Raw genomic sequence first — 16,294 nt, forward strand, 5'->3', positions numbered from 1 at the left:
CAAGCCCCTATTTGTAAGACCATGAAACAGATCCTCGCCCTCATCCCGTTGCTTTTTGCCTCGGCCGCCGCTGCTGCCCCTGATCCCAAAGGTTGCGCCATTTTGCTGCACGGATTGGCACGCACCGAAGCGTCGTTTGCATTGATGGAAACCGCGCTCGAGGGGCAGGGGTACTTTGTTGTGCGTCCGGGCTATGCCTCAACCAAACAAGACATCCCGACACTTGCTGCGTCAACCTTGCCCGACGCCGTTGCCGCGTGCCCCCAAGGCCCTGTGCACTTTGTGACCCATTCGATGGGCGGCATCCTTGTGCGCGATTGGCTGACCACGAACCGCCCTGCGACTCTTGGGCGTGTCGTCATGCTGGCCCCGCCAAATCAAGGCAGCGAAGTCGTCGACCGCTTTGGCGATCTGTACCTTTTCGGCCTGTTCAACGGGCCGGCGGGTGTACAGCTTGGCACAGACGACCAAGGCTTGCCGCGCGAGTTGCCCCGCGTCGACTACCCCGTTGGCGTCATCGCGGGCAATCAATCGCTGAACCCGTATTTTTCGTCGCTTTTGCCTGGCGCTGATGATGGCAAAGTGTCTGTTCAATCGACGTCAGTCGCCGGCATGACCGACCACATCGTTTTGCCCGTCACACATACGTTCATGATGAACAATCCGCGTGTGATCAGCGAAACGCTGTTGTTTCTGGAAACCGGCCGCTTTGATCCAACGCTCAGCTGGGGGGACGCGGTGCTTGAACATCTGGGGTGTGAAAACGGCAACTGCCTGTCTGGAGACCCCGATGCTAAACCTTGATTTCACCGGCGCTCAGGTGCTTGGGCCGGACGGTTTGGCCAAAACGACCCTGTCGATTGCCGACGGTTTGGTCGTGGATACGCGGGCTGGACGCGCGGTTGATCTGACAGGATACCGCATCTTGCCGGGCATTGTTGACCCGCATGGCGACGGGTTTGAGCGCCACCTTGCGCCGCGTCGCGGTGCCATGAAACAAATGACCGAAGGGTTGGTCGCAGCCGAAGCGGAACTGGCCGCCAACGGCATCACCACGGGTGTCCTCGCGCAATTTGTCAGCTGGGAAGGCGGGCTGCGTGGCATGGATTTTGCCGATCAAGTCCTAAGCGCCATTCGCGATTCCCGTGGTTCGGTTGTGACGGATTTGCGCGCGCAGTTGCGGTTCGAAACCCATCTGCTGGATGACTACGCGGATCTGCCCGCCAAAATTGCCCGCTGGGGTGTGGACTACATCGTGTTTAACGATCACTTGCCGCACGCGCGTTTGGCCGAAGGGCGCAAGCCGCCACGTCTGGTGGGCCAAGCGCTCAAGGCGCAGCGCAATCCGGATGTGCATTTTCAAATGCTGCTGGACATGCATGCGCGCACAAACGACGTGCCGGCGGCGTTGGATACACTGTGTGCAGAGTTGACGGTCATGGGTTTGCAAATGGGCAGCCACGACGAAAGTGCCGCTGCACACCGCGCAATCTGGCGCGCACGGGGCGTAACGGTGTCGGAATTCCCCGAAACGCTGGAGGCCGCAGAAGCGGCAAAAGACGCAGGCGATTGTGTGGTTTTGGGCGCGCCAAACGTGGTGCGAGGCGGATCTCACAAAGGCAACGCCAGCGCGCTGGAACTGATCGCCATGGGCTACTGCGACGCGATCGCATCCGACTATCACTACCCCAGCCCACGTCGGGCTGCGCTGATGTTGGCTGCGTCAGGCGTGCTGGACTTTGGCGCTGCGTGGGGTTTGGTATCGGCAGGGCCCGCCCGCGTGCTCGGCCTGAACGATCGCGGCGTGCTTGATGCAGGCTACCGCGCTGATCTGGTGATATTGGACGCAAAAGACCGTGTGGCTGCCACGGTTTGTGCAGGTAAAATTAGCTACATGTCAGGCGATATCGCTGCGCGGTTTGTGGCTTAGCCTTCGTGCGGGCTGCTTTGCACCAGATGATTGCCGAATGGATTGTCGATCACCATCAACCACCGTCCATCCGGTTGCTTGCGCAAAACGACGACGGAAAACCCGGTCTGTTCGAATTCTGAGCCATCAGGCGCTTTGCCCGACATTTTCCAAGTGGAGGAGTGCAGGGCGATATCATCGGCCTGAATGATTTCGTGGTTGGTCACGGAAATCTGCGGGCTCATCCCGATAAATTGGCTAAAGGTATCCCGCAATGCAGACGTGCCTTTGGCGAGCATGCCGGGTTCACCGACCAGCGCGCCGTTTGGTTCAAAAGTGGCGAGGATCGCGTCCATGTCGCCTGCGGCAACGGCTGCATTGTTCGCGTCGATTGTCGCATTGATTTGATCATGTTCCATGTCGTTTTTCCCTTGAGATTGTGTGCTTACAAGAGAAACCTAGCAGGGCATGCTGACAGAAACTGTCAGTAGCCAATTTGATGCGGGGCATAATTAGACAAGGGGTGCCTGTTTACCCGACCACCCGATTGACATGCCCCATCTTGCGACCAGCCTTGACCTCGGCCTTACCGTATAGATGCAGCGCGGTGTTCGGTTCACGGGCCAAGGCGTCGACGCGGTCCATGTCATCGCCGATCAGGTTTTCCATCACCACATCGCTGTGCCGTTTGCCATCACCCAAAGGCCAGCCGACAACGGCACGGATGTGTTGTTCAAACTGATCCACGGCGCAACCATTCTGCGTCCAGTGACCAGAATTATGCACGCGCGGGGCGATTTCGTTCACGATCAGGCCTGCGGGTGTGACAAACAGTTCGACCCCCAAAACGCCCACATAATTGAGCCGGTTGAGAATGTTCGCTGCCATCAAAATTGCATCGGTGCGTTGGGATGCGGACAGTTTAGCAGGGATCGTGGTGGTGTGCAGGATGCCGTTGCGGTGCACGTTTTCGCCGGGATCAAAGCAGGCGACGTCGCCGTCCGGACTGCGCGCTGCAATCACGGACACCTCGTGGCTGAAATCGACAAACCCTTCGAGGATCGCGGGGGCACCTGCCATGTCCGCAAACGCTTTGTCCGCGTCTGCCACATCCATGATCCGTGCCTGACCTTTGCCGTCGTACCCAAAGCGGCGGGTTTTCAGGATCGACGGTGCGCCGATGGTTTCCATTGCATCCTTAAGGGCGGCCGCGTCGGGGATATCAGCGAAGGGCGCGACTTTTAGGCCAAGGTTTTGAAGGAATGCCTTTTCTGTCAATCGATCTTGGGAAATGCGCAATGCCTCGCGCCCCGGACGGATCGGGCGCAGGGTTTCTAGCAGATCAAGCGCGGTTGTTGGGATGTTTTCGAATTCATACGTGATGACGTCAACAGCGCTGGCAAAGGCGCGCAGTGCGGCCTCATCCTCGTAGGGTGCCGTGGTCACAGCATGCGCGACGTCAGCGGCAGGCGGGTTCGCGCCCGGCTCAAAGATGTGGGTTTTGAACCCCAAACGACTGGCCGCCACGGACAACATGCGCCCCAGCTGGCCACCGCCCAAAATACCAATCGTCGCGCCGGTTTGCAGTTGCTCAGTCATCGATTGGTTCTTCCGGAATTGAGGCTGACAGGTCGGCGCGCCATTGATCAAGGCGTTGGGCCAAAGCGGGATCATTCAATGCCAAAATGCCAGCGGCCATCAGGCCGGCATTTGCAGCACCAGCAGCCCCGATGGCCATAGTCGCCACTGGAAATCCACGCGGCATTTGCAAGATGGAATACAGGGAATCAACGCCAGACAAAGCTTTGGTTTGAACAGGCACGCCGATAACGGGCACACGAGTTTTTGACGCCATCATACCGGGCAGATGTGCAGCGCCACCGGCACCCGCGATGATCACTTGCAGCCCACGATCCACAGCAGTTTTGCCGTAATCCCACAACCGGTCAGGGGTGCGGTGGGCCGAGACGATCTTTTTCTCGTATGGAATGTCGAGCGCATCCAGCATCTGGGCGGCTTCCAGCATTGTGGGCCAATCTGATTGACTGCCCATGATAATGCCGACGGGAGGCGTTTGATCTGTCATCGCGATTTGGCCCTTCATACGGAAGCGGGCACTATAGCCAGATGGGTTGCTCGTGCAATGGGGCGTTTTGTTGCGCCAATTTTAGGCAATAATATCCGGGGTCAGGCGATCTTCGACCATAGCGATCTTGTCCTTAAGCAGCAGTTTTTGCTTTTTCAATCGGCGGATCGTCAGTTGATCGGCAGTATTTTTTTCAATCAATGCAGCAATTGCCTCGTCCAGATCACGGTGTTCACGGCGAAACACTTCAAGTTCGACGCGCAAAACATCGTCTGTTTTCATGGAAATGTCCGATTGCGCATTCATTTGATGATTCTTACCAGTTGTTAGAGGTTTACATATAAGGAGTGGAGTGAATTGCGCCTAGCCCTTGTTCACAACATGGTTTCTACCCATATGATTTCTAACGGTTGCCGCTGATGGGACCGAAGAATGAGATGTCGCTTGACCTAAAAAGGACGTGTCGCATGACGAAAATGACGCTTGCCTCATACCCGCACATGCTGGGATTTGAGCAGTTGGAACGCCTGCTGGAACGTACGGCGAAATCTGGTAACGAAGGCTATCCGCCTTTCAACATTGAACAAACCTCTGATTTTTCCTATCGGATTACGCTGGCTGTTGCCGGTTTCGGTGATGACGATCTGACCATAACTGTCGAAGATCGCCAATTGGTTATCCGTGGTCGGTTGGACGAAGACACCGAGGGCCGCGTGTTCTTGCATCGCGGGATCGCTGGGCGACAATTTCAACGCTCGTTCGTGTTGGCAGACGGGGTGGACGTTGGCGAAGCAATCATGGAGAACGGGCTATTGCACATCGATTTGACCCGCTCCAAACCCGAAACTGTCGTTCAAACCATCAACATAAAGAAAGGCTAAGCCATGAATACCGATTTTGATTTTTCAAGCGTCACAGGCGGAATGGTCTATGTGAAACCTGTTGAGGTTGCTGATCTACCGGCCGCAGTGCGCGAGCAGATCGAAGGCACTGAGCAGTTGTTTTCTGTGCACGATCCCGAAGGTCAGCAATTGGCCCTCGTTGCTGATCGGCGCTTGGCGTTTGATCTGGCGCGTCAGCACGACTACGCACCTCAGGCCGTGCACTGACCTAAATGTTATGGCGGGGTTTGGCATTTGCGTTTTGCATGATGGCAGCCCCGATTTTCGCAAGCGAAAGGATCGCGTGCGTTCAATCCCAACTGGCGTCGTTAGGCTACGACATCGGGAAGATTGATGGGCAAATCCAACCACAAACGCGCACAGCAACGCGCGCAGCCTTTCACGATATAGGCGTGGACACCAAATTAATTTTGCCATTTGATGACCGGCGCGCTGGCCAGTGGTGTCGCCAATTGGGTCTGTCTAACGTAGATTTGCAGGCAGCATGGCCATCGCAAAACGCAGTTCGCATTTATACGGATCAGTTTGAAAACGCGCTAAAGCTGGCGTTGCTTTCAAAGGCCGAAGCCACTGCGCGTCAATTCTTTAAAGATCAGTTTGGCATAAGGCTATCGGGCAGTTTTGCACTGATTGGCACCGAAGACCCTGAACACGTAAACCCGCTTTTGAACACGGCGCTGGCTGAACGGGGGGTAAGACCCCGCAAGTCGCCGCTGGATTTCGAAAAGATATGTCAAGGACGCAAAATTGGTGCTGCGGCCAATCGTGAATTCATCACCATGTGCTGGCAAAAACCGGACGCATATAATTCTGCTTGGGCAAATCAGATCTCGCCGCGCCTGACCGCAATTTTGGTGCATGAATTCATGCATCAGGCGCAGTACGAACTGGCAATTGATATCCCTGCGCGTCGGTTGTCGAACAACAAGGATTGGCTGCTTGGCCCGGCCTGGATGATCGAAGGCAGCGCCGAGGTGGTCGAAGAAATATTTCAGAACGCGGATGTGCAAACCAGTGATGGAAACACGTTATTCACGATGCAAAAACCTGCGCGACGAGCGCGTGTGCTTCTGTCCGATCTCAACCAAAGCGGCGCAGTGAACGACAGCGCCGACTATGGGACTGCTCGTTTTGCGGCCTATATTCTGGCGCAAAAGCATGGGGTGCAATCGTTGTTCGACTATTTTCGCGCGCTGGGCGATACAGAAGACCGCGACGCTGCATTTCGACAGGTGTTCGGTCAGTCTCTGGGCTCATTCGAGGTCGAGTTTGAAAACGTGCGCCGTGATTTTGGTGCCGCACGTAAATACATCAAAAAGGGAACGCCATGAGCTTTGAATTCGACTGGGTAGATGCCTTTACAGACCAAGCATTCGGGGGCAACGGCTGTGCGGTTGTGCATGGCGGTGCAGGTCTCAGCGCCCAAACCTGCATGGCCTACGTGCGTGAAACATCCCTTGTCGAATGTACATTTACGGGCCCGTCAGACGTGGCTGATGTGCGTGTTCGCTATTTTTTGGCATCTCGTGAAATTCCGTTTGCCGGGCACCCGACCTTGGCGACAGTGGTGGCCATGCGCCATCGCGGTTTAATCGAAGACGGGCCGCTGGTTTTGGAGACTATGGCCGGTTTGGTGCCTGTTATCGTCAACGGGACGCATGTGACCATGACCCAAATACCGCCGGAATTTGGCATCGAAGTGCCGCACGAAATCGTTGCTGAGGTTGGGGGCATCGATGCGGACGACATCTTGTTTGCACCACAAGTCGTGTCCACAGGCCTGCCATTTTGTGTGACTGTGGTGAAATCGCGCGAGGTGCTAGAAAAGGTAGCGCTGAACGTAGATGCATTGAAAAAGTACAGCGCCTTTTTGGGCCAAAACACCATCGACATAATGGAACCATTTTGGGTCACGCTGACCGGTGCCACACAGGCTGGTGATACCTCTGCACGCTTGTTGCTTGCACCACCGAGCCCTGCTGAGGATCCTTTTACAGGTTCTGCAACAGGGGCGATGGCGTCGTATTTGTGGGCCAAAGGTGCGATCGAAACGCCTGATTTTATTGCCGAGCAAGGGCACGGCATGGGCCGCCCGGGACAGGCACAAGTCAAAGTTTTGGGGCCACGTGATGCAATCGCAGGCGTCGATGTCGGGGGATCCGGGTTTGTCTTGATGTCTGGTCAGGTGTATTTGACCGATTAAGAGGATTTTCCAACAGGACCGAACCTAAATGACTGATGCTGCGATCGCCATTCTGCCCTACGGCTATAGCCTTGGAACGCACCTAAAAGACATGTCGTTGGACTTGTTGAAATGGCCTTTGGGGCGGCCCAAACGGGCAGCCGGATGCGTGAGTGATCTGGGTAAAAATGATCACTTGATCGTTTTTCCCAAGTTTTCGATGCACACAAAGCTGCGTTGGGGAACCCGCGCCAAAGTGTCTTTGATGGTTGTTGAACCACGGTTAATTCATGCTCGGCATTTGCAGGCCCTGCGCTTGTCGCATCACCGGTTTCACCGCGTGTTTACCCATGATGCAGTCACATTGGCGCGCTTGCCAAACGCGCGATTTTTGCCAGCGGCCAGCACATGGGTGCAAGATTATGCCGGTTTGAAAATCAAGAAAACGGACAATGTTTCACTGATTGCGTCCGCCCGACTGGATCAAGAAGGCCACCGTTTGCGTCATGCAATTGTCGATGACGTACGTGCCCAAGGGATAGATGTAGATGTGATGGGGCGCGCCTATCGCCCGTTTGATGAAAAGTCCGAAGGCCTCGCGCCATACCGTTTTTCTGTGGTGATTGAAAACATCCGCAGCTCTGGATATTTTACTGAAAAATTGATTGATGCGCTGTTGTGCGAAACCATTCCGATTTACTGGGGCGCACCTGACGTTGCCGATCATTTTGACCCGGGCGGCATGATCGTGTGTGAAACGCACGATCAGATTGTGAATGCCGTGCGCGGCGCAAACGCATCCCGATATGACGCGATGAAACCTGGATTGCTACGGGCCAAAGACCAAGCGGTTGGCCTGCGCGACTACCAACTTTTGGCGGCTCAAAGCCTTCGGAACGAAACATAAAAAAGGCGGGGCAATCGACCCCGCCTTCTTCGTCAGCCTGATGGCACGTTACTTAGTTCGCAGCGATCAAACCCATGCTTTCCAGCTTGAGCAACACCTGATGCGCACAGTTATCAACCGCAACATTTTCGGTCTCAACGCTTAGTTCTGGGTTGGCGGGCACATCGTAGGGGTCTGAAATTCCTGTGAATTCCTTAATTTTGCCTTCACGTGCCAGTTTGTACAGGCCTTTGCGATCACGTTTTTCGCATTCATCAATGGATGTGGCCACATGGACCTCCACAAAGGCACCAAATTCCTCAACGTCTTCACGTACGGCGCGGCGCGTTGTGGCGTAAGGCGCGATGGGTGCGCAAATAGCGATACCACCGTTTTTGGTGATTTCTGACGCTACATAGCCGATGCGGCGAATGTTCAAATCGCGGTGCTCTTTGCTAAAGCCCAATTCTGACGACAGGTTTTTGCGCACGATATCACCGTCCAGCAAAGTTACCGGGCGGCCGCCCATTTCCATCAGTTTGACCATCAGCGCATTCGCGATGGTGGATTTGCCGGAGCCAGAGAAACCAGTGAAGAACACGGTGAACCCTTGTTTGGAGCGCGGTGGTTTGGTGCGGCGCAATTCTTTGACGACCTCAGGGAACGAGAACCATTCAGGGATCTCAAGACCTTCTGCCAAGCGACGGCGCAATTCGGTACCCGAGATATTCAGAACCGTGACGTTTTCGCGATCTGCGATCTCGTCGTTTGGCTCGTATTGGGCGCGTTCTTGCACATAGACCATGTGTTTGAAGTCGACCATTTCGATGCCCATTTCTTCTTGATGCGCGCGGAACAGGTCCTGGGCATCATAGGGGCCGTAAAAATCTTCGCCTTTGGAATTGTTGCCGGGGCCAGCGTGGTCGCGACCGACAATAAAGTGTGTGCAGCCGTGGTTTTTGCGGATCAAGCCGTGCCAAACCGCCTCGCGGGGGCCAGCCATGCGCATGGCCAAGTTCAACAATGACATTGCTGTGGTGGCTTGTGGATACTTGTCCAGAACCGCCTCGTAGCAGCGCACGCGGGTAAAGTGGTCAACGTCGCCCGGTTTGGTCAGGCCAACAACAGGGTGGATCAACAAGTTGGCTTGCGCTTCACGTGCGGCGCGAAAGGTCAGTTCCTGGTGTGCGCGGTGCAGGGGGTTGCGGGTTTGGAACGCCACAACTTTGCGCCAGCCCATTTTGCGGAAATAGGCGCGCATTTCATTTGGCGTGTCGCGACGGGCACGGAAATCATAGTGCACGGGCTGCTGGATACCGACGATCGGGCCGCCGAGGTAAATCTTGCCAGCTGTGTTGTGCAGATAGTTGACGGCAGGGTGCGCATCGTCGTCGGCACCAAAGACCATTTCGGCTTCGCGGGCTTTGTTCGGCTCCCATCGGTCGGTCACCGTCATGGTGCCCAAAATCACGCCTTCTTGGTCGCGCAGGGCAATGTCCTGACCCAGCTTTAGCTTGCTGGCAAATTCTTCGCTCACATCCAGCGTGATCGGCATTGGCCAAAGTTCGCCAGACGCCAGACGCATATTTTCGACAACACCGTTATAGTCTTCTTCGGTCAGAAAGCCTTTGAGCGGGTTAAACCCACCGTTCATCAGCAGTTCCATGTCGCAAATCTGGCGCGGGGATAGATCATGGCTGACCAGATCGCCGGCTTCTGCCTTTAGCTTTTGCGCGGATTCATAGGATACATATAGCTCAGGGATCGGAGCAAGGTTACTCATCGGTGTCATATTGCGTCTCGTTTTTTTTATTGCCTCAGGTGGACCGTTTTCGGCCTTTCGCGCGTCGGATACAGCTTGATTGTGTCAAAAGTCTAGCAAACACAAAAGATTTTCACGACTAAAGACGGAATTACCTCATAATTGACAGGGGCGAGGGAATTTTCCCCGCCAGAGCCAAAAAAACGGCAACAATTCGCGCTTGGGTGGATCGCAACACTAGGGCCGCAGCCGCATTATTAATCGTTTTCAGCGATCCAGCGTTCGGCCTCGAGGGCGGCCATGCACCCCATGCCGGCAGAGGTCACTGCTTGGCGGTATTTGTGATCGGTCAAATCGCCCGCCGCGAACACGCCTGGAATGGATGTTTCGGTGCTGTCGGGTTTGGTCACAACGTAGCCACCCATGTGGGTTTCCATCACGTCTTTGACCAGTTCGTTTGCGGGCGCGTGGCCGATCGCAACAAACACACCTTTGCATGGAATGTCGGTGATTTCGCCGGTTTTGGTGTGTTTTACTTTGATCCCTTCGACGCCCAAGGGGGCATCGGTGCCGTAAACTTCTTCAAGTTGGTTGAACCAAAGTGGCACGATTTTCGGGTTCTTTTCCAAACGGTCGATCAAGATTTTCTCGGCCCGCAGTTCGTCGCGGCGGTGGACCAGCGTGACTTTTGACGCAAAGTTGGTCAGGAACAGTGCTTCTTCGACGGCTGTATTGCCGCCGCCGATCACGACGATTTCTTGGCCGCGGTAGAAAAAACCGTCGCAGGTGGCACATGCTGACACACCAAAGCCTTTGAATTTCTCTTCGGTTTCCAGACCCAGCCATTTGGCGCGCGCACCGGTCGCAAGGATGATCGCATCCGCCACATATTCCGTGCCGCTGTCAGATTGCGCCACAAACGGACGTTTGCTGAAATCGACGGACGAAATGATATCGCCAATGATTTCGCAACCCATGGCTTTTGCGTGGTCCTGCATGCGGATCATCAGATCGGGGCCTTGAACCTCGGTATCGCCGGGCCAGTTTTCGACTTCTGTTGTTGTGGTCAGCTGCCCGCCCGGTTCAATCCCTTGCACCAGGATGGGTTCCAGCATCGCGCGGCTGGCATAAACGCCTGCGGTATAGCCCGCGGGACCAGATCCGATGATCAAAACTTTGGTTTTACGTGTCTCGCCCATCAGGACCCCCAATTGAAAATAGTGCAGCGGCCCCTGATATAGCGATGCAGGCGCGGCGCTTAAACCCCGCAAATTCATGACGGAGCGTGAGCGCCTACATATTGTCGTGATGGGCAGATCGGTAATATTCTTGCGTGCTGACGTAATATTATTGCGCACAAGTGCTGCGCTGTTATAACAAGCGAAAATTCGACGATGAGTTCTGGATAGGGTTTCAAAATGGCAAGCACGCGGCTCGATCCGATTGATCGCAAGATTCTGGCGGAACTGCAGGCGGATGGTCGCATGACCAACGTTGAACTTGCCAAACGGGTCGGAATTTCAGCGCCACCTTGCTTGCGCCGCGTGCGCACGCTTGAGGAAAGCGGCTATATCAAAGGGTACCACGCCGAAGTCGACGCCAAGGAACTGGGGTTTGAGGTGCAGGTGTTCGCGATGGTCGGCCTTGCGTCCCAAGCGGAAAGCGACCTGAGCACGTTTGAAGCCAAGTGCAAATCATGGCCGCTGGTCCGCGAATGTCACATGCTGAACGGCGAGGTGGATTTCATTTTGAAATGCGTCGCACCCGATTTGTCGAGCTTTCAATCATTTCTGACCGGCGAATTGCTGACCACGCCAAATGTGGCCAGCGTTAAAACATCATTGGTTATTCGTGGCGAAAAAGACGAGCCGGGCGTGCCTTTTGACGTGTTAGAGGCGCGGCTCGCCAAGGACGCTTAGATCGCGACAGATTCGTGATCATCCGGCGCGCGCGGGTGTGCCAAAGGTCCAAAATCGCTGAGATGCGAAATATGCGGAAACATCGACAAGAACAGATCGCGCACGGCGTGGCTGACACTGCGTGTGGCCGCCGAACCGGGATGAAACGTTTCCATCTCTAATCCGCCCACATTGATCGCCGCGTGACGCGACAAGCATAGGTGGAACATGCGCACCGGCGTCGGTGGGCAAATTTCAATCACATTCACACCGTCCACAAAGCTGCGGGCAGGGGTGAACATGCGCGTGCCGCCTGCTTCGCCGCGCAGATAGTCAGGCGTTTGCAGCAAACGGGCAGAGGGGCCAACGGTCAGAAATGACGCAGGGCGCCCCTGACCGAATGTGTCGGCCATAATCCGGATGATTGGCATGCGACGCGCAACGTCAGAGGGCACAAAGGTGCTGGACCCGATCCACATGATTTTCGCGGCCTCGCCTGTGGATGTGTGCACCATGTCACCCGGTTGCAGGTCTTCGATTGCCATTTGGCCGTTCACTGTGTTGATCAAAGTGCCACGGGCAAAGGCGGAAAAGGCAGAATCAAACAGCGGCAGCGCCGGTGCTTTGTGTTGTGAAATGTGCAACGAGTCATCCGCGCGCAAGGATGCGACCTCAAAGCTGCGTGTGGCTGGCAGTGCTGAACGCGGTGTCGCCTGGCGCGCCGGTACGCTGCGGATCGGATGATAGGGTTGGCGTGTAGCCGTGGCAGTCAATGTCATTGCGCATAACCTTTTGCGGTTGTCGCATCTGAAGCCGGCCCCCACCGACAACAACAGACGCAAAGGATTAAAATGTCTTAATAAGACATTGATCCGGTGCATTCAGTGTTATTGTCAAAAAGAAAGCGACATTGATGGCCAAAAACGCACCAATGAGGCGAATTTCGCACAATTGTGTCGGCTGATTTGTGTGCGGCTGCCACAATTACAAGGCGAGGTGTTGGCCCACCCATCGAATCGCGAGGGGAAAGCCGTTTAGATAAAAAGTGCCCGTTTGGTTGTGCCGCGCACTTGGTTTTACGCTGCTTTGCGTGTTTCGGTGACGCCTTTGCGCTTGGCTACAAAGGCCGCGCGGTTTGCGCCACGTGTCCAAGGCATAACAACATTTGCGTCTGCTGCGGTTTTGGTCACGGATTTGATAAAGCGCGTGTTGGTTTTCATTTCTGGTCTCCTGCTCGATTGCCACGTGGGCGTTTTGCCCTTTGTTGATCACAATATGACGAACCTTTGCGGCCGGTTTTTGACAGGTCGCGAAAAACTTTAGGAAATGATCAACCATATTGCCGAACTTTGTGGCAGTGCGTGTGGACTGCGCCGGGCTATACAAACAAGGGCGATAGGTCGTTTTGACGTGGGGAAAATCACATCGAATTGGTTCAAATTGGACATGCATGCGGCACAATGTGCCCAAGTCCTGCCTTGATCTAAAGCGTAATGGCCGCAATCAAACGGCCGTAGTCGGCCTCTTTGTTGTGCACGCTGCGCCGGTAGGAATAGAATCGATCCGGATCACTGTAGGTGCAATGGCGGGTCCATTCCGCGACGCCGACACCGGCTTGGCGCAGTCGATGCAACCCGAAGCCGGGCAAGTCAAAGTGCATGCGATCCCCGGCACCGCCCACGAAAAAGCGCGCGTTTTCCCGTTCCAGGTCGATGAATTCGTCCATGAATTCCGGTCCGACTTCGTAGGCGCGTTGACTGATGCATGGCCCGATGGCCGCGTTGATGGCGTCGCGGGTTGCCCCGAGCGCGATCATCGCATCGATTGTTGCGTCTAAAACTCCGTCCAATGCGCCGCGCCATCCTGCGTGTGCGGCCCCGATGACCCCGGCGGATGCGTCGTGAAACAGCACAGGTTGGCAATCCGCCGACAAAACCGACAGCGCGATGCCTTTGGTGGCTGTGACCATGGCGTCTGCTTTGGGGCGGTCGATTGAGGCTTTGGTCAACGTCAAAACGTCAGCGGAATGGATTTGATGCACACCGACCAGATGATCGGCAGGCACCTGCAGTGCTGTTGCCACACGGCTGCGATTGATCGCGACGATTTCGGATTGATCGGTGCTGCCGGCCCCGCAATTCAGCCCGGCATAAATGCCCGATGACGCACCGCCACGACGGGTAAAAAAACCGTGGCGCACGGCTCCAAGCACATCAGACGTGATAATTTCAAGCGTCATGGGTCCAGTCCGGGTGGTGGCGTTTTGCCTTTTGGATAAAGGCCAACAACTTTGAACAAGTTTCCCATTTCTTCGGGGTGGGTCAAGCGCCTATGTGCAGCAATGTGTTGATCCAGTGCCGTGCCGGATAGCGCCTGTGCCAAAAATTGCGCCCTTTGGGTGATGCCGAGGCGCTCCAGGAACACGCCTTGGGGGGTGACGCGGCTGTGGGCACACACGAGCGCACTACAGATCGCTTCGAAATCGACATGGGCAGTTAGGTCGGCGCAACCGGGTTCAGTGAGCGGGTCAACGGATGCATGTTTTTGCAAGGCTTGCAGCGTATCGCCAAGGCTGCGCCAGTCGCCGTAGTCAATAATCAACGCGGCACCGCTGTTGGCCTCGATGCGCGCGGTGATTTCCGAAAGGATCGGCGCGAGGGCAGGGCAATCTTCGATCAGATCCCCGTCTTTGGTATCATCCACCCGGTGCGCCAATGCGGGTTGCGGTGAATTTTGCGCCAGACCGAAAACCAGATTTCCGCCCTTTGCGCCCACGTGCCGTTCGCGCCATCCGCTGCCGTCGCGCACAAACTGGCGGATTGGCAGTGCGTCGAAAAATTCGTTTGCGACAAGGAATATGGGCATGTCGGGCAGGGTCGCCACGGTGTCGTGCCATGTGGGGTCGTATTGGTCCAACGCTTTGGCTTGGGTCTCGCGCAAGACGGGGGAGGCTTCGATCAGGTGGATTTGTGCTGCGGCATGAAACCCTGAAACGCCTTTGGTTGCGCGCAGGATGTCAGCCATCAGGGTGCCGCGACCGGGGCCAAGTTCTGCCAGCACAAATCGGTCGGGTGCCCCCTGATCAATCCAAGATTGCGCCAGCGACAGGCCAATAAGCTCGCCAAACATCTGCGAAATCTCGGGCGCTGTGGTGAAATCCCCAGCGGCACCAAGCGGGTCTTGGGTGGTGTAATAGCCAAGGGTCGGATGCAGCAGACAATCGGCCATATAATTAGCCACGCTGATCGGGCCGTTTGCAGCAATGCGCGCAAGAATATGGTCTTTCAGGGTCATGCCCCTGCTGAACGGCGCGCCCGCAGGATCAAAAGCACGCCCAAAGCGATCATGGGCAGCGACAGGGTTTGACCCATGGTGATGCCGTATCCGTTGATCTGAAAGGCGAGGCCCAAGGGGTTGCCAACAGAGATGAATTGCGCGTCCGGCTGGCGTACAAATTCAACGGCAAAGCGGGCCAACCCGTATCCGGCAAAGAACGTGCCAGCGATAACACCGGGGGTTTTGTAAGCGTTTCTGCGCCACGCGAGCCAGAGCAGGAGCGCGCCCAGAACGAACCCTTCGAGGGCCGCTTCGTACAGTTGGCTGGGGTGTCGGGCGCACAGGCCAATCACGTCAGGGCAATACTGCGCCGCTTGGGTTGGAAAAGCGACGCCCCAAGGCAGATCGGTCGGTCGTCCCCACAGCTCTGCATTGATAAAGTTCGCGATACGGCCCAGCAGCAAGCCCGCAGGGACCCCAAGCGCCATCGCATCAGCGGCGCTGAGTTTGTAGATGTTGCTGCGACCCGTATAGAGCAGACCGGCAACGATCACGCCGACAAGACCGCCGTGAAACGCCATGCCGCCTTGCCAGATGTACAAAATCTCTAGCGGGTTTTGCAGATAGTAGCTGGGCTGGTAGAACAACACATAGCCCAGACGCCCGCCCAAAATGACGCCCAAGATCACCCAGGTCAGCAAATCTTCGATCTGGGCCGGGGTCATGATGGGGGTATTGTTAGGCCAAAGGCGCGGGGTCTTGATGGTCATGACCACCAACCGCCAGCCGATCAAAATGCCCGCAATATACGCCAACGCATACCAACGCAGCGCGAAGTCCATCCCAAAGAGAGAGATCGTGAATATCTCGGGCGAGATATTGGGAAAGGGGAGCATTGCGTTCATCTGCGTCCACATGCCTCTGGAGGATTGGGGAAGTCAACCTTGCGCTGATCACAGTTGCGACCCATATAGAGGTCAAGCACGAAGGAGTGAACGTACATGCAAGCACGCGGTAAGATTTTCGACGATATTTCACAACTGATGACCAATGCGATGGGCGTGGCCCAAGGCGCAAAGGACGAAGCCGAAACAGCAATGAAGTCGCTGATGGACCGTTGGCTGGCGGATCGTGATTTCGTGACGCGCGAAGAATTCGACGCGGTGCGCGCCATGGCGCAAAAAGCCCGTGAAGAAAACGAAGCGCTTAAGGCGCGTTTGGACGCGCTTGATACCAAAGCCTGATCCAAAGGCGGCGCTGCCGCGCCATTGTTCCAATTATTGCAAGTTGATGATGATCACCCTAGCGCAACCGCTGGGGTGTTTTTCGTTTTGCGGCATTTTTCACCGTGTTCTCCACAGCTAAATCACTTTATCCCCAGACATTTTCGAAA

20 protein-coding genes are annotated in these 16,294 nt (G+C 55.7%); 9 read left to right on the forward strand and 11 right to left on the reverse strand.

Annotated features, from left to right (window positions below; genetic code table 11):
* The first annotated feature begins 21 nt into the window (after positions 1-21).
* Together ACFIO0_RS01705 and ACFIO0_RS01710 are read left to right on the forward strand one after the other, a co-directional pair.
* Positions 22-804: an alpha/beta fold hydrolase gene (locus ACFIO0_RS01705; RefSeq protein ID WP_390913002.1), complete on the forward strand. Its 783-nt coding sequence runs from the start codon at positions 22-24 to the stop codon at positions 802-804.
* Positions 791-1,930, forward strand: coding sequence for an alpha-D-ribose 1-methylphosphonate 5-triphosphate diphosphatase (locus ACFIO0_RS01710; protein ID WP_390913004.1), 1,140 nt, complete (start codon positions 791-793; stop codon positions 1,928-1,930). Before ACFIO0_RS01705 ends, ACFIO0_RS01710 begins: the two co-directional genes overlap by 14 nt.
* Here the strand turns inward: ACFIO0_RS01710 and ACFIO0_RS01715 are convergent.
* The 4 genes from ACFIO0_RS01715 to ACFIO0_RS01730 form a co-directional block, all read right to left on the reverse strand.
* A complete protein-coding gene (locus tag ACFIO0_RS01715) occupies positions 1,927-2,328 on the reverse strand; it encodes an SgcJ/EcaC family oxidoreductase (RefSeq protein ID WP_390913006.1) in 402 nt (133 codons plus the stop codon). The two genes, ACFIO0_RS01710 and ACFIO0_RS01715, sit on opposite strands and share 4 nt — an antisense overlap.
* Before the next feature lie 112 nt (positions 2,329-2,440).
* Positions 2,441-3,508 carry a 5-(carboxyamino)imidazole ribonucleotide synthase gene (locus ACFIO0_RS01720; protein ID WP_390913008.1) on the reverse strand — a complete coding sequence of 356 codons (1,068 nt, stop codon included), beginning with the start codon at positions 3,506-3,508 and terminating at the stop codon, positions 2,441-2,443.
* Entirely contained in the window at positions 3,501-3,995 is a 495-nt protein-coding gene (purE, locus tag ACFIO0_RS01725) for a 5-(carboxyamino)imidazole ribonucleotide mutase (RefSeq protein WP_390913010.1), read from the reverse strand. Before purE ends, ACFIO0_RS01720 begins: the two co-directional genes overlap by 8 nt.
* An 81-nt stretch (positions 3,996-4,076) precedes the next feature.
* The gene (locus ACFIO0_RS01730) at positions 4,077-4,301 is read right to left on the reverse strand and encodes a DUF465 domain-containing protein (RefSeq protein ID WP_390913012.1); all 225 of its coding nucleotides are present in this window, start codon (positions 4,299-4,301) and stop codon (positions 4,077-4,079) included.
* Between the two features lie 161 nt (positions 4,302-4,462).
* On the opposite strand from ACFIO0_RS01730, the gene ACFIO0_RS01735 reads away from it, so the two are divergent.
* From ACFIO0_RS01735 to ACFIO0_RS01755, 5 genes are all read left to right on the forward strand, one after another.
* Positions 4,463-4,876 carry an Hsp20 family protein gene (locus ACFIO0_RS01735; RefSeq protein ID WP_390913014.1) on the forward strand — a complete coding sequence of 138 codons (414 nt, stop codon included), beginning with the start codon at positions 4,463-4,465 and terminating at the stop codon, positions 4,874-4,876.
* Positions 4,877-4,879: 3 nt separating this feature from the next.
* The gene (locus ACFIO0_RS01740; RefSeq protein ID WP_390913016.1) at positions 4,880-5,104 is read left to right on the forward strand and encodes a DUF1150 family protein; all 225 of its coding nucleotides are present in this window, start codon (positions 4,880-4,882) and stop codon (positions 5,102-5,104) included.
* A 185-nt stretch (positions 5,105-5,289) separates the two neighbouring features.
* The gene (locus ACFIO0_RS01745; protein ID WP_390913018.1) at positions 5,290-6,228 is read left to right on the forward strand and encodes a hypothetical protein; all 939 of its coding nucleotides are present in this window, start codon (positions 5,290-5,292) and stop codon (positions 6,226-6,228) included.
* The gene (locus tag ACFIO0_RS01750) at positions 6,225-7,100 is read left to right on the forward strand and encodes a PhzF family phenazine biosynthesis isomerase (RefSeq protein ID WP_390913020.1); all 876 of its coding nucleotides are present in this window, start codon (positions 6,225-6,227) and stop codon (positions 7,098-7,100) included. Before ACFIO0_RS01745 ends, ACFIO0_RS01750 begins: the two co-directional genes overlap by 4 nt.
* A 28-nt stretch (positions 7,101-7,128) precedes the next feature.
* Positions 7,129-7,986, forward strand: coding sequence for a glycosyltransferase family 10 domain-containing protein (locus tag ACFIO0_RS01755; RefSeq protein WP_390913021.1), 858 nt, complete (start codon positions 7,129-7,131; stop codon positions 7,984-7,986).
* A 52-nt stretch (positions 7,987-8,038) separates the two neighbouring features.
* Here the strand turns inward: ACFIO0_RS01755 and ACFIO0_RS01760 are convergent, their stop codons facing one another.
* Positions 8,039-9,757 (reverse strand): bifunctional sulfate adenylyltransferase/adenylylsulfate kinase, encoded by a 1,719-nt coding sequence (locus ACFIO0_RS01760; RefSeq protein WP_390913022.1) that lies wholly within the window; start codon positions 9,755-9,757, stop codon positions 8,039-8,041.
* A 227-nt stretch (positions 9,758-9,984) separates the two neighbouring features.
* Positions 9,985-10,926 carry a thioredoxin-disulfide reductase gene (gene trxB / locus ACFIO0_RS01765; RefSeq protein WP_390913023.1) on the reverse strand — a complete coding sequence of 314 codons (942 nt, stop codon included), beginning with the start codon at positions 10,924-10,926 and terminating at the stop codon, positions 9,985-9,987.
* A gap of 219 nt (positions 10,927-11,145) precedes the next feature.
* On the opposite strand from trxB, the gene ACFIO0_RS01770 reads away from it, so the two are divergent.
* Entirely contained in the window at positions 11,146-11,646 is a 501-nt protein-coding gene (locus tag ACFIO0_RS01770; RefSeq protein WP_390913025.1) for a winged helix-turn-helix transcriptional regulator, read from the forward strand.
* Here the strand turns inward: ACFIO0_RS01770 and ACFIO0_RS01775 are convergent.
* The 5 genes from ACFIO0_RS01775 to lgt form a co-directional block, all read right to left on the reverse strand.
* Positions 11,643-12,404, reverse strand: a complete 762-nt coding sequence (locus ACFIO0_RS01775) for a Hint domain-containing protein (protein ID WP_390913026.1) — start codon at positions 12,402-12,404, stop codon at positions 11,643-11,645. The genes ACFIO0_RS01770 and ACFIO0_RS01775 overlap by 4 nt on opposite strands.
* Before the next feature lie 297 nt (positions 12,405-12,701).
* A complete protein-coding gene (locus ACFIO0_RS01780; protein WP_390913028.1) occupies positions 12,702-12,845 on the reverse strand; it encodes a hypothetical protein in 144 nt (47 codons plus the stop codon).
* 263 nt (positions 12,846-13,108) lie between these two features.
* Positions 13,109-13,864, reverse strand: a complete 756-nt coding sequence (gene pgeF / locus ACFIO0_RS01785; protein WP_390913030.1) for a peptidoglycan editing factor PgeF — start codon at positions 13,862-13,864, stop codon at positions 13,109-13,111.
* Positions 13,861-14,919: an SAM-dependent methyltransferase gene (locus ACFIO0_RS01790; protein ID WP_390913031.1), complete on the reverse strand. Its 1,059-nt coding sequence runs from the start codon at positions 14,917-14,919 to the stop codon at positions 13,861-13,863. The genes pgeF and ACFIO0_RS01790 overlap by 4 nt, the downstream gene beginning before the upstream one ends.
* Positions 14,916-15,806 (reverse strand): prolipoprotein diacylglyceryl transferase, encoded by an 891-nt coding sequence (gene lgt, locus ACFIO0_RS01795; RefSeq protein WP_390913032.1) that lies wholly within the window; start codon positions 15,804-15,806, stop codon positions 14,916-14,918. The genes ACFIO0_RS01790 and lgt overlap by 4 nt, the downstream gene beginning before the upstream one ends.
* A gap of 96 nt (positions 15,807-15,902) precedes the next feature.
* On the opposite strand from lgt, the gene ACFIO0_RS01800 reads away from it, so the two are divergent.
* Complete coding sequence (locus ACFIO0_RS01800; RefSeq protein WP_390913033.1) at positions 15,903-16,145, forward strand: accessory factor UbiK family protein; 243 nt, start codon at positions 15,903-15,905, stop codon at positions 16,143-16,145.
* The last annotated feature ends 149 nt before the right edge of the window (positions 16,146-16,294 follow it).

Source organism: Pseudosulfitobacter sp. SM2401, from assembly GCF_042932805.1.
Lineage (GTDB): Bacteria > Pseudomonadota > Alphaproteobacteria > Rhodobacterales > Rhodobacteraceae > Ascidiaceihabitans.